Source organism: Pseudomonas sp. KH_021 (assembly GCF_057838865.1).
The window spans coordinates 6,055,951-6,069,262 of sequence record NZ_CM174477.1 but is presented as its reverse complement, the minus strand read 5'-3'; the positions used below and the strand labels follow the sequence as shown (position 1 = coordinate 6,069,262).

Genomic DNA, 13,312 nt, shown 5'->3' with positions numbered 1-13,312 from the left:
AGGCATTTGATTCACGTGTGGGCAGAGGTGTGCGATGACGCTGGAAACGTGGCTGGCTTTTTTTGCCGCTTGTTGGGTAATCAGTCTTTCTCCAGGGGCCGGCGCCATTGCGTCGATGTCTTGTGGTCTTCAATACGGTTTCTGGCGCGGTTACTGGAACGCCCTAGGCTTGCAGTTGGGCCTGGTGCTGCAGATTGCGATCATCGCCGCAGGTGTTGGCGCCATACTGGCAGCCTCGGCCACTGCCTTTCAGGTCATCAAATGGTTTGGCGTGGTGTACCTGGTCTACCTGGCGATCAAGCAGTGGCGTGCGCTACCGGCTGACATCAGCGATGAATCGGCGGTTCGACCTATTGGCAAGCCGATGAGCTTGGTGCTCCGCGGGTTTCTGGTCAACGTCAGCAACCCCAAGGCCCTGATTTTCATGCTGGCGGTACTGCCGCAATTCATCAATCCGCATGCGCCGCTGGTGGCCCAATACGTCACTATCGCGGCCACCATGGTGGCCGTCGATTTGCTGGTGATGGCCGGTTATACCGGGCTGGCAGCGCGGGTATTGCGCCTGCTGCGCACGCCCAAGCAGCAACGTCGCATGAACCGCACGTTCGCTGGGTTGTTCCTGGGCGCTGCGACTTTGCTGGCCACTATCCGCCGCGCGCCGGTCTGATTTGCGCCTGTTTGTAAAAATTTATTTCTGAATTGGGCGGGGAAGCCTTGAGTGCGTCGCGTTGGGTGTGAACAATGCTGCACCCACGCTTCCCCTACTTATTCGAGATTGGTTGATGACCACCCCCTCCCGTATTTGCGCCTGGCTCCTGGCCTCGGTGCTGGCCTTGTGCAGCCTGGCTGCGCAGGCCGACGCCGTCGAAGGCACGGCACCTGTGATCACCCCCGACCCGGCACGTGGAGCACTGCTTTACGCCCAGCATTGCTCGGTCTGTCATGGTGACACTGGGGCGGGAGACGGCCCGGCCGGTCTGGGTCTGGAACCGCCACCAAGCAACTTCCAAGACCGTGCGCGGATGGACCAGCTCAGTCTGTTCGAGTTGTACAAGGCCTTGGGGCAGGGCATCGACGGTACCGATATGCCTGCGTTTGCAGACCAACTGGACGAGCGTCAGCGGTGGGATATTGCGACCTATATCGCCAGTTTCACGGCTGACCCGGCAGCGGCCAAGGGCGGCAAAACCTTCAACCTTGCTGACCTCGCGCGGCACACACCGATTGACGTGCTCAAGGCCGAAGGCCCTGAGGCCGCTGCTATCTTTCGCGGCCAACGCGCTCAACCGCCACAGGTTCAGCGGGGCCCCGGGCAATTGATCGACTACACCGCGGAAACCTTGGACAAGAGCCTGGTTGCTTATCAGGCCGGTCATCACGATCAGGCCTATGACCTCTCGGTAGCGGCGTATCTTGAAGGCTTCGAGCTGGTAGAAAGCTCACTGGATAACCTCGACAGCACCGCCCGCAAGGACACCGAAAAGGCGCTGATGGCATACCGGCAGTCGCTGCAGGATGGCTTGCCGCTGGAGCAGGTCAGCCAAAAGCTCGACGTTGCCAAGAGCAAACTCAGCGCCTGCGCCGAGCTGCTGGGTGGCGATAGCCTGAGCGGGTCGCTGAGCTACATCTCAGGGTTGTTGATTCTGCTGCGCGAAGGCCTGGAGGCGATTCTGGTGCTGGCGGCGATCCTGGCGTTCCTGCGTAACACTGGCCAACAGGCAGCGGTACGCAGTGTCAACATTGGCTGGGCGCTGGCGTTTGTCGCGGGTTTTGCAACCTGGGCAGTAGCAGCTTATGTGATCGACGTGGGCGGTGCCCAGCGTGAGTTGCTGGAAGGCTGTACGGCGTTGTTTGCGGCGGTCATGGTGCTGTGGCTCGGCGTGTGGATGCATGACCGTCGCCACGCGGCGGCTTGGCAGGACTACATCAAGAGCAGCCTGGTCAGCGGTGGTGGGCGCTTTGGTTTTGCGTTGCTGGCATTCTTCTCGGTGTACCGCGAGCTGTTCGAAGTCATCCTGTTCTACGAAACCCTCTGGCTGCAGGCAGGCCCTGCCGGGCATCAAGCGGTGCTGGCTGGTGGCGCCACGGCGCTGGTGCTGTTGATGGGGCTGGCGTGGGTCATTCTGCGCGGCTCGGCCAAACTGCCGCTGGCCTTGTTCTTCAGCATCAACGCCGCCCTGCTGTGCGCTTTGTCAGTGGTGTTTGCCGGCCACGGCGTCAAGGCGCTGCAGGAGGCCGGGATTTTCGGCACGCACCCGGTCGCCTTCTTCGAGTTCGACTGGCTGGGTATTCATGCCGATGCCTATTCACTGTCGGCGCAGGCCGCGGCGCTGCTGGCGATCATCGTGCTTTACGGGCGCAGCCGTCTGGCTGAGAAACACCGCTTACAGGCCAACTGACCATGAGAATCTGGATTGATGCCGATGCGTGCCCCAAGGCCGCCAAAGACCAAGTGGTCAAGTTTGCCCTCAAGCGCAAGTTCGAGGTCTGGCTGGTGGCAGGGCAGGGCCAGATCAAACCCGCTTTCGCCTGTGTGCGCTTGATCGTGGTGCCTGCCGGGCCTGACGCGGCCGATGACTACCTGGTTGAGCATGCCCAACCGGGCGAACTGGTGATTTGCAGCGATGTGCCGCTGGCTGACCGGCTGGTGAAAAAGGGCGTCGCGGCGCTGGACCCGCGCGGGCGGGAATTTGACCAGCAGAACATGGGTGAGCGCCTGGCGGTACGCAATCTGTTCACCGATTTACGTGAACAGGGGCAGGTCGGGGGAGGGCAGGGGGCATATGGAGAACGCGACAAGCAGGCGTTCTCCAATTCGCTGGACCGGATTCTGACGCGCCTGGCGCGGCAGAACCCGACCTGAGCTGTTCAGTCGTCTGCGTGGGTCAACTCAAGCACGCGGTCGACCAGCTTGTTGATGCCTGACGCCGCTTCGCCAATCGACTTGGCCAGCATATAGGCCGGCGTGCTGACCAGCTTGCGGGCGTTGTCTTCGACAATCTCGCTGACTTCGCACTCCTCATGGGTGCCGCCCATCTTGACGATGGCGGCGCTGGTGCCGGCGTCGTTACCGATGGTGCAGACCACGCCTGGGCCATAGATTTTTGCGGCCAGGGCCGGCGAAATGCAGATCAGCCCCACGGGCTTGCCGGCTTCAGCGAAGGCCTCGGCCAGGGCCAGCACGTCCGCTTGGACTGTGCAGTTGGTGCCTTCGACGGCAAAGTTGGAAAGGTTTTTGGCGGAGCCGAACCCCCCCGGCACAATCAGTGCGTCGAAATCATTGGCATTCGCTTCGCGCAGGTCCTTGACGTCGCCTCGCGCGATGCGCGCCGATTCCACCAGCACATTGCGCGCCTCGGGCATCTCTTCACCGGTCAGGTGGTTGATCACATGCAACTGCGACACGTTGGGTGCGAAGCACTGCACCTTGGCGCCACGCTGATCCAGGCGCAGCAGGGTAATCACGCTTTCGTGGATTTCGGCGCCGTCATAAACGCCACACCCGGACAGAATCACTGCAACTTTTTTGGTCATGCTGTTTTCTCCCGATTTCTGGCGTAAATGTCCACTAATTCGTCACTCCCCGCCATAGGGTTTTGCGCGATGTGGGCCTAATCTTGAAGCCTGCGTAAACCGCCCGGTGGCTTCATGGACTTCGTTCTGTACGCGGTACCCTTCTTTTTCGTCCTGATAGGCGTTGAGTTGCTGATCGACCGTTGGCGTGGCGTGCGCACCTACCGGTTGGCCGATGCGATCAACAGCCTCAGTGCAGGTGTCTTGTCGACCACCACCGGCTTGCTGACCAAGGGCGTGGGGCTTGTGACCTACGCGGTGGCCCTGGAGTATCTGGCGCTGTTCGAATTGCCCGCAGAGCGCTGGTGGGTCTGGGTGCTGGCCTTTATCGGATACGACTTCTGTTACTACTGGCTGCATCGCCTGGGCCATGAGCGCAACGTGCTGTGGGCAGCGCACTCGGTGCATCACCAAAGTGAGGACTACAACCTGTCCACCGCCCTCAGGCAGACCAGCACCGGCTTTATCTTCTCGTGGATTTTCTACCTGCCACTGGCAGTGCTGGGTGTGCCATTGGTGGTGTTTGTCAGCGTCGCGGCGCTGAACCTCTTGTATCAATTCTGGGTGCATACCCGGCACATTCCAAAGCTTGGCGGGTATGAATGGTTTTTCGTCACGCCCTCCAATCATCGCGTCCACCATGCCCAGAACCGTCTTTACATTGATCGCAATTACGGCGGAGTGTTCATTGTCTGGGACCGTTTGTTCGGCACTTTCCAGGAGGAGGACGCCAGGGAGCCTGTGATCTTTGGGGTGACCACGCCACTGGCGAGCTGGAATCCACTGTGGGCCAACCTGCAGTTCTATGCCCAGCTGTGGGCCGATGCGCGGCGCACCGAGCGGCTATGGGACAAGCTGCGGATCTGGTTCATGCCCACTGGCTGGCGCCCGGCGGATGTTGCGCAGCGTTATCCACAGGCCAAACCGGACCTGAGCCAGTTCCGCAAATTCGAGGTGATCCTGGCACCGGGTCAACAGGTTTATATCGCCGTGCAGTTCACGCTGTATCTCGCGGTAGGCAGCTACTTGCTCGGGCACGGCGAGCAACTGACAGCTGCGGCGCTGTGGCTGGGGTGGGGATGGATGGCGTTCGGCTTGTTCGTGCTGGGGGTGTTGCTCGAGAATCGGCCTTGGGGGCCGAAGCTTGAGTGGCTGCGGTTACTGTCGAACGTGCCGTTGGTGGCGTTTTTTGCGGGCACGACGCTTGGCTGGTTGGCACTGGGGTGCTACAGCCTACTCAGCCTGATCGGACTCTATTACAGCCGAACCTCACCCATCAACACCGCCACCCCTTCGGCGTAGGAGCCAGGCTTGCCTGCGATGAAGTTGATGCGGTCTTTCTGATACCGCGGTGTGGCCATCGCAGCATAGGTATCTACACAACTCTGGGGCAGCGCGGCTCTTGTAGCCGCTGCCGAGGTACGAGGCTGCGATCGGCGGCGAAGCCGTCGTAAATTCAGGCCCTTCGGTGTGCCTGATGGATTGCGGTCTCAGGTTTTACGGCCGCTTCGCTGCCGATCGCAGCCTCGTACCTCGTCAGCGGCTACATTCGTAGCAGTACGCCAAAAGATGTGTAGATACCTATGGCCATCGCAGGTAAACCTTGCTCCTACACAGCATGTAGGAGCCGGCTTTAGCCGCGATGCAGTCGATGCGGTCAGGCTTTTGCCTTGCGAGCCACGCGCGCGGCCTTGATGCGGCGGCGTAGCCACAGGCAGCCGCCCAGCAGCAGCAACGCGCCAAGCACCCAGAGCTCGTATTTCTTGACGTTGCCCAGCAAGCCTTCGAGCACGGCACCAAAGTGATACGCCGCCGCACCCAGCGCCGCAGCCCAGATGGCCGCGCCAATACCATTGAGCAGCAGGTAACGGCCCGGCGGATAGCCAGACAAGCCAATCGCCACCGGCATCACCGTGCGCAGACCGTAGACGAAGCGAAAGCTCAGTACCCAGATATCCGGGTGGCGACGGATGTGCTCCAGGGCCTTGTCACCCATCAACTGCCAGCGCGGCTTACGTGCCAACAGCTTGCGACCGTGCTTACGGCCCAGGAAATACCACAGCTGATCACCGGCGTAGCTGCCGAAGAATGCAACAACAACCACCAGGTTGATGTCCATGTATCCTCGGAACGCAAGAAAGCCGGCCAGGACCAGAATGGTCTCGCCTTCAAAAAAGGTACCAAGAAAAAGGGCTAAGTAGCCGAAATCCTGCAGGAATTGTTGGAGCATTTTCTGGATGCTGGCGAAATGAACGCGCAGCCTAACCCTTCGCGCGCGTCGGGGAAAGTGTCCAAATGTGTCTCGACGTGAACATTTCCTACAAGGACAATGGCTGCGGCCACCAGTTGCAGGGTTGTCAATAGCTGTAATACAACCGTCATAATGGCCGCTTATAACTGTCGCGCTCGCCCGCTAGAGCGGGCTCAGGAGTTTGCCGTGAGCTTTACCCCCGCTAACCGTTTGTTTCCTGCCACTCGCCTGCGTCGTAATCGCCGTGATGATTTTTCTCGTCGTCTGGTCCGTGAAAATGTCCTGACTGTCGACGATCTCATCCTGCCGGTATTTGTACTGGATGGCGAAAACCGCCGTGAAGACATCCCGTCCATGCCAGGCGTGGAGCGTCTGAGCATCGACTTGCTGCTCAAGGAAGCCGAACACTGGGTAGAGCTGGGCATTCCGGCGCTGGCGCTGTTCCCGGTCACCCCGCCCGAAAAAAAATCCCTTGATGGCAGCGAAGCCTGGAACCCCGAGGGTATTGCCCAGCGCGCCACTCGCGCTTTGCGTGACCGTTTCCCGGAGCTGGGCGTGATCACCGACGTCGCCCTGGACCCGTTTACCACGCACGGACAGGACGGCATTCTCGACGAAGAAGGCTACGTCCAGAACGACATCACCGTTGATGCGCTGGTGCGCCAGGCCCTGTCCCATGCCGAGGCCGGTGCCCAAGTGGTTGCCCCTTCGGACATGATGGACGGCCGCATCCAGGCGATCCGCGAAGCCCTGGAGCTGGCGGGTCACGTCAACGTGCGCATCATGGCCTACTCGGCCAAGTACGCCAGCGCCTACTACGGCCCATTCCGTGATGCAGTCGGCTCGGCGTTGAACCTGGGCAAGGCGAACAAGGCCTCCTACCAGATGGACCCGGCCAACAGCAACGAAGCGCTGCACGAAGTCGCTGCCGACCTCGCTGAAGGCGCCGATATGGTTATGGTCAAGCCAGGCATGCCATATCTGGATATCCTTCACCGGGTCAAGGATGAGTTCAAGGTCCCGACCTTCGTGTATCAGGTCAGTGGCGAATACGCCATGCACATGGCCGCGATCCAGAACGGTTGGCTCAGCGAAGGGGTGATTCTCGAATCCCTGACGGCATTTAAGCGCGCGGGTGCCGATGGCATCCTCACGTATTTCGCTATTCGCGCCGCACAATTGATGAGAGGGCAGTAACGCCCTTCAGGAACGCTAGATGAACAACGAAGCACTCACCGAAGTTACCGTGAAGGAAGCTCAGCCTGTGCTCGAGCAAGTCGTCGAAATACCGCCAGAGCTCGAACCGGTCGACTCGCCACCTGCCGAGACGCCGGTGGCGGCCGCCATGCCAGTGCCAGCCGCCACGCCAGCCCCGGTACATGCCGTACCAGGGCTGGACGATAGCAGCCTGTACATCCATCGCGAGCTGTCCCAGCTGCAGTTCAACATCCGGGTGCTGGAACAGGCACTGGATGAGTCCTATCCGCTGTTGGAGCGGCTGAAGTTCTTGCTGATCTTCTCCAGCAACCTGGATGAGTTCTTCGAAATTCGCGTGGCGGGCCTGAAGAAGCAAATTACCTTCGCCCGTGAACAGGCCGGTGCCGATGGCTTGCAACCGCATCAGGCGCTGGCGCGCATCAGCGAGTTGGTTCATGGGCATGTGGATCGCCAATACGCGATTCTCAACGACATTCTGCTGCCGGAGATGGAGAAGCATCAGATTCGCTTCATCCGTCGCCGCCAGTGGACGACCAAGATCAAGACCTGGGTCCGGCGCTTTTTCCGCGATGAGATCGCTCCGATCATCACGCCGATCGGCCTCGACCCAACGCACCCGTTCCCGTTGCTGGTGAACAAGAGCCTGAACTTCATCGTCGAGCTTGAAGGTATCGATGCGTTTGGTCGCGACTCGGGCCTGGCAATCATCCCGGCACCACGCCTGCTGCCACGCGTCATCAAGGTGCCGGAGGAAGTGGGGGGCGTTGGCGACAACTACGTGTTCCTCTCATCGATGATCCATGCCCACGCCGATGACCTGTTCCAGGGCATGAAGGTGAAGGGCTGCTACCAGTTTCGCCTGACCCGAAACGCGGACCTGGCACTGGATTCCGAAGATGTGGAAGACCTGGCTCGCGCCCTGCGCGGTGAGCTGTTCTCGCGTCGATATGGCGATGCAGTACGCCTGGAAGTCGCTGACAATTGCCCCAAGCACCTGTCGGACTACCTGCTCAAGCAGTTCAGCCTGAGCGAAACCGAGCTGTATAAGGTCAATGGACCGGTCAACCTGACGCGTCTGTTCAGCATCACCGGCCTGGACAGCCACCCAGAGCTGCAATACACACCGTTTACCCCGGCGATTCCCAAGCTGTTGACCAACAGCGAAAACATTTTCAGCGTGGTCAGCAAGCAGGACATCCTGTTGCTACACCCATTCGAGTCTTTCACTCCGGTGATCGACCTGCTGCGTCAGGCCGCCAAGGACCCGCATGTCCTGGCCGTGCGCCAAACGCTGTATCGCAGCGGCGCCAACTCGGAAATCGTCGACGCCTTGGTCGATGCCGCGCGTAACGGCAAGGAAGTGACCGCGGTGATCGAGCTGCGTGCGCGCTTTGACGAAGAATCCAACCTGCAGATGGCCAGCCGCTTGCAAGCGGCCGGTGCGGTCGTCATCTACGGCGTGGTCGGCTTCAAGACCCACGCCAAGATGATGCTGATTCTGCGCCGTGAGGCGGGCGAGATCGTCCGTTATGCCCATTTGGGTACGGGTAACTATCATGCCGGCAACGCCCGCCTGTACACCGACTACAGCCTGCTGACCTCTGACGACGCCTTGTGTGAAGACGTCGGCAAATTGTTCAGCCAGTTGATCGGCATGGGTAAGACCTTGCGCATGAAAAAGCTGTTGCATGCGCCGTTTACCCTGAAAAAGGGCATGCTCGACATGATCGCGCGTGAAACCCAGTTCGCGCTCGAAGGCAAGCCTGCCCATATCATTGCCAAATTCAACTCGCTGACCGACCCGAAAATCATCAAGGCGCTGTACAAGGCCAGCCAGTCGGGCGTGCGTGTCGACTTGGTCGTGCGCGGCATGTGTTGCTTGCGCCCGGGTATCCCGGGGGTATCGCACAATATCCAGGTGCGCTCGATCATCGGGCGATTCCTGGAGCACACGCGGGTGTTCTATTTCCTCAATGGCGGCGACGAGCAGTTGTACCTGTCCAGCGCTGACTGGATGGAGCGCAACCTCGACAAGCGCGTCGAGACCTGCTTCCCGGTCGAGGGCAAGAAGCTGATCCTGCGGGTGAAAAAGGAGTTGGAGGGGTATCTGACCGACAACACCCACGCCTGGATTCTGCAGCCTGATGGCCGTTATGTGCGCAGCACGCCAACCGGCAACCAGAACCCGCGTAGCGCGCAGGCGACCCTGCTGGAGCGCCTGAGCAACCCGGTGCTCATCGTTCGCTGATGCCCTGTAGGAGCCGGGTTTACCGGGATGCCGGACCACCGCGATGAACGCGCCACGGTTTGCCTGATACACCGCGGCGCGGCCATCGCTGTAGGAGCAGAGCTTGTCGGGGCGCCGAACCGTCGCGATAAACGCGCCACGGTTTGCCTGATACACTGCGGCGTGGCCATCGCAGCCAAGGCTGGCTCCTACACACCGCGGTGATGCCATCGCAGCTCTCAGTGAACGCTGAGCACAAATCCCACGCGCGTCAGCCATTCCGCTTCCAGCGCAAAGTCCGCCTGGGTTAGCTGGTTTTCATCCAGCCAGCCTTTGGGGAATTGCACGTCCAGGCTGTCGCCATTGGCGTTGAGAGTCACTTTGGGCATCTCTTGGGTGCCACGGATGTGGTGAAACAGAATCGCAAAGCGCAACAGCACGCACAGGCGAATCAGTTTTTGCCCCTCTTCGCCGAATTCGGCAAATTTATCCTTGGGAATGTTGCGCCGGTGGCCACGCACCAGCAGCGCCAGCATTTGCTGGTCTTCGCGCGAGAAACCTGACAGGTCGGAGTGCTCGATCAGGTAGGCGCCGTGCTTGTGGTAGTGATAGTGGGCGATGTCCAGGCCCACCTCATGCACCTTGGCAGCCCATCCCAGCAGTTCGCGCCAGATACCGTCTTCAAGATCCCAGGCCTTGGCCACTTGATCGAAAGCGTGCAGGGCCTTGCGTTCTACCCGCGCAGCCTGGCCGAGGTCGACGTGGTAGCGCTCCATCAGGGAGGTCAGGGTGCGGTCACGCACGTCTTCATGGTGATGACGGCCGAGCAGGTCATACAGCACGCCTTCACGCAGCGCGCCTTCGCAGTGGTCCATGCGCTGCAACTCCAGCGCATCGAAAATCGCCTCCATGATGGCAAGGCCGGCCGGGAAGATCGCCCGGCGGTCTGGCTTGATGCCGTCGAAGTCGATCTTGTCGACATCGCCCAGCTTGAACAGCTTGCGCTTGAGCCAGGCCAGGCCATCGGCATTGACCTCGCCAGAGCCCTGGCCACCGGCCTTGAGCGCAAGGCCGATGGCGCGGATGGTGCCCGATGAGCCGATGGCCTCGTCCCAGCCCAACCGGTGCAGGCCGTTTTCAATGCTCATCAGCTCAAGGCGCGCAGCGGTGTAGGCCTGGGCATAGCGCGCCGGGGTGATCTTGCCATCGCGAAAGTATCGCTGGGTAAAGCTCACGCAACCCATCTGCAGGCTTTCGCGCAGCAGCGGCTCGAAGCGTTGGCCAATGATGAACTCGGTACTACCACCGCCAATGTCGGCCACCAGGCGCTTGCCGGGGGTGTCGGCCAAGGTGTGGGACACACCCAGGTAAATCAGGCGCGCTTCTTCACGGCCAGAGATGACTTCGACGGGGTGGCCGAGGATTTCTTCGGCGCGGCGGATGAATTCGCCGCGGTTGCGGGCTTCGCGAAGGGCGTTGGTGCCGACGATACGCACGGCGCCTGCTGGCATGCCGTTGATCAGTTGGGAAAAGCGCTTGAGGCAGTCGAGGCCGCGTTGCATGGACTCTTCGCTGAGCCGGCGCTCTTCATCGATGCCGGCGGCCAGCTGAACCTTTTCTCCGAGCCGCTCCAGTATGCGGATCTCGCTGTGGTGAGCCTTGGCAACAACCATATGGAAGCTGTTGGAGCCCAGGTCGATGGCAGCGATCAAGGAAAGATTCTTGGCTGTGGATTGCGGCATGGTGAGGATCCTGGTCGATAACCTCGCCATCGTGCCACGATCCTTACGTGCCGCCAACGCGAAGCGTCATATGCTGTGACTTAAGGCAGGTAATCGCAAAAGGGTAAGAAAATTCTGATAGAGCCTGGAAGAAGGTCCAGCCTGGGCTGACAAATCACCTGATACGCCGCTTCATGCACATCTATAGTTACACTCAATCACCCTCGGCTTCCTGTAGGCCGCCTGGGCCGTTATGATGAACGACGTTTTTGCTTACGACCCCGGAGATTTCCATGAGCAGCGATCTTATCAAGCACGTATCCGACGCCAGTTTCGAGGCGGATGTTCTCAAGGCCGAAGGTGCGGTACTGGTCGATTACTGGGCTGAATGGTGCGGCCCTTGCAAGATGATTGCACCGGTTCTGGACGAGATTGCTGAAACCTACAAGGGCAAACTGACCGTCGCCAAGCTGAACATCGACGAAAACCAGGAAACCCCGGCCAAGCACGGCGTGCGTGGTATCCCGACGCTGATGCTGTTCAAGAACGGCAACGTCGAGGCGACCAAGGTCGGCGCACTGTCCAAGTCTCAGCTGGCCGCGTTCCTGGACGCCAACATCTGAGTCGAATGGCCCCGCACCTCGCGGGGCTTTTCTTTGGCGAACGACTAGACGCCAGAAAAAGCAAGTGATACATTCGGCCTCGCGCTGGTTTCTCCAGTGCCCCCTGCAAGCCGTCGCCGACGCACTCCTACTCGAATAAGTACGCGATCCTGTCGCCTTCTCTGCGGCGCGGCCTCATTAAGCCAGGTGCTTAATTCCTCCCCTCCTATCATGATTACGTCATTCCCTTATGAACCTGACTGAACTCAAGCAAAAGCCGATTACCGATCTGCTCGAAATGGCCGAACAGATGGGCATAGACAATATGGCCCGTTCGCGCAAGCAAGATGTGATTTTCTCCCTGTTGAAAAAGCATGCGAAAAGCGGCGAGGAAATATCTGGTGACGGCGTGCTGGAGATTCTCCAGGACGGCTTCGGCTTCCTGCGTTCGGCTGATGCTTCGTACCTTGCCGGCCCGGACGACATCTACGTCTCCCCCAGCCAGATCCGCCGTTTCAACCTGCGCACTGGCGACACCATCGTCGGCAAGATCCGCCCGCCTAAAGAAGGCGAGCGTTATTTCGCCCTGCTCAAGGTCGACACGATCAACTTCGACCGTCCAGAAAACGCGAAGAACAAGATCCTGTTCGAAAACCTGACGCCACTGTTTCCGACCGTGCGCATGAAGATGGAAGCCGGTAACGGTTCCACCGAAGACCTCACCGGCCGTGTAATCGACCTGTGTGCGCCGATCGGTAAAGGCCAGCGTGGCCTGATCGTTGCTCCGCCGAAGGCGGGCAAGACCATCATGCTGCAGAACATCGCGTCCAACATCACGCGTAACAATCCGGAAGTGCACCTGATCGTCCTGCTGATCGACGAGCGCCCGGAAGAAGTGACCGAGATGCAGCGTACTGTGCGCGGCGAAGTGGTTGCCTCCACCTTCGACGAGCCGCCAACCCGTCACGTACAGGTTGCCGAGATGGTGATCGAGAAGGCCAAGCGCCTGGTCGAGCACAAGAAGGACGTGGTGATCCTGCTGGACTCCATCACCCGTCTGGCCCGTGCCTACAACACCGTGATCCCAAGCTCCGGCAAGGTGCTGACCGGTGGTGTCGATGCCCACGCCCTGGAAAAACCAAAGCGTTTCTTCGGTGCCGCTCGTAACATCGAAGAAGGCGGCTCGCTGACCATCATCGCCACCGCGCTGGTTGAAACCGGCTCGAAGATGGACGAAGTGATCTACGAAGAGTTCAAGGGTACCGGCAACATGGAACTGCCCCTGGACCGCAAGATCGCCGAGAAGCGCGTCTTCCCGGCCATCAACATCAACCGCTCCGGTACCCGTCGCGAAGAGCTGCTGACCGCCGACGACGAACTGCAGCGCATGTGGATCCTGCGCAAGCTGCTGCACCCAATGGACGAAGTTGCCGCTATCGAGTTCCTGGTCGACAAGCTGAAACAGACCAAGACCAACGACGAGTTCTTCCTGTCGATGAAGCGCAAGTAAGAAAATCCGCGGTGCATTCATCGCGGGTAAACCGGAATGCCGGACCACCTGCTCCTACAGGCCGCTGTAGGAGCCAGGCTTGCCTGCGATAGGCGCGACGCAATGGATCAGGCAAACCGCGACACGGTTTGTCAGCAATAAGAAATGGCGCCTCTAGGGGCGCCATTTTTGTAACAAGAAAAACAAGGATCGTTATGGCTTGCGAGCCAT

The 13,312-nt window shown here is 60.0% G+C and carries 10 protein-coding genes and 1 pseudogene; 8 read left to right on the top strand and 3 right to left on the bottom strand.

What is annotated here, in order from left to right; genetic code table 11:
- The first annotated feature begins 34 nt into the window (after positions 1-34).
- The 3 genes and pseudogenes from AC3IX4_RS27945 (at position 35) to AC3IX4_RS27935 (ending at position 2,863) form a co-directional block, all read left to right on the top strand.
- Entirely contained in the window at positions 35-667 is a 633-nt protein-coding gene (locus AC3IX4_RS27945; protein ID WP_489258524.1) for a LysE family transporter, read from the top strand.
- 208 nt (positions 668-875) lie between these two features.
- Positions 876-2,399, top strand: a pseudogene (locus AC3IX4_RS27940) (FTR1 family protein); the annotation flags it as partial.
- A gap of 2 nt (positions 2,400-2,401) precedes the next feature.
- On the top strand, positions 2,402-2,863 hold the full coding sequence (locus AC3IX4_RS27935) for a YaiI/YqxD family protein (RefSeq protein ID WP_489258523.1): 462 nt from the start codon (positions 2,402-2,404) through the stop codon (positions 2,861-2,863).
- A gap of 5 nt (positions 2,864-2,868) precedes the next feature.
- Here AC3IX4_RS27935 and elbB read toward each other — a convergent pair whose 3' ends face one another.
- Positions 2,869-3,534 (bottom strand): isoprenoid biosynthesis glyoxalase ElbB, encoded by a 666-nt coding sequence (gene elbB, locus AC3IX4_RS27930; protein WP_489258522.1) that lies wholly within the window; start codon positions 3,532-3,534, stop codon positions 2,869-2,871.
- A gap of 114 nt (positions 3,535-3,648) precedes the next feature.
- Here elbB and AC3IX4_RS27925 point away from each other — a divergent pair, with 114 nt between their 5' ends.
- Entirely contained in the window at positions 3,649-4,875 is a 1,227-nt protein-coding gene (locus AC3IX4_RS27925; RefSeq protein ID WP_489258521.1) for a sterol desaturase family protein, read from the top strand.
- A gap of 355 nt (positions 4,876-5,230) precedes the next feature.
- On the opposite strand, the gene AC3IX4_RS27920 is transcribed toward AC3IX4_RS27925, so the two are convergent.
- A complete protein-coding gene (locus AC3IX4_RS27920) occupies positions 5,231-5,803 on the bottom strand; it encodes a DedA family protein (protein WP_489258520.1) in 573 nt (190 codons plus the stop codon).
- A 207-nt stretch (positions 5,804-6,010) separates the two neighbouring features.
- Between AC3IX4_RS27920 and hemB the strand changes: the two genes are divergently transcribed.
- Both hemB and ppk1 read left to right on the top strand, forming a co-directional pair.
- A complete protein-coding gene (gene hemB, locus AC3IX4_RS27915) occupies positions 6,011-7,021 on the top strand; it encodes a porphobilinogen synthase (protein WP_489258519.1) in 1,011 nt (336 codons plus the stop codon).
- A 19-nt stretch (positions 7,022-7,040) separates the two neighbouring features.
- Positions 7,041-9,290: a polyphosphate kinase 1 gene (ppk1, locus tag AC3IX4_RS27910; protein ID WP_489258518.1), complete on the top strand. Its 2,250-nt coding sequence runs from the start codon at positions 7,041-7,043 to the stop codon at positions 9,288-9,290.
- A gap of 218 nt (positions 9,291-9,508) precedes the next feature.
- Here the strand turns inward: ppk1 and ppx are convergent, their stop codons facing one another.
- The gene (gene ppx / locus AC3IX4_RS27905) at positions 9,509-11,011 is read right to left on the bottom strand and encodes an exopolyphosphatase (RefSeq protein ID WP_489258517.1); all 1,503 of its coding nucleotides are present in this window, start codon (positions 11,009-11,011) and stop codon (positions 9,509-9,511) included.
- A gap of 272 nt (positions 11,012-11,283) precedes the next feature.
- Here ppx and trxA point away from each other — a divergent pair, with 272 nt between their 5' ends.
- Positions 11,284-11,613, top strand: coding sequence for a thioredoxin TrxA (trxA, locus tag AC3IX4_RS27900; RefSeq protein ID WP_003206727.1), 330 nt, complete (start codon positions 11,284-11,286; stop codon positions 11,611-11,613).
- Between the two features lie 229 nt (positions 11,614-11,842).
- On the top strand, positions 11,843-13,102 hold the full coding sequence (gene rho, locus AC3IX4_RS27895; RefSeq protein ID WP_489258516.1) for a transcription termination factor Rho: 1,260 nt from the start codon (positions 11,843-11,845) through the stop codon (positions 13,100-13,102).
- The last annotated feature ends 210 nt before the right edge of the window (positions 13,103-13,312 follow it).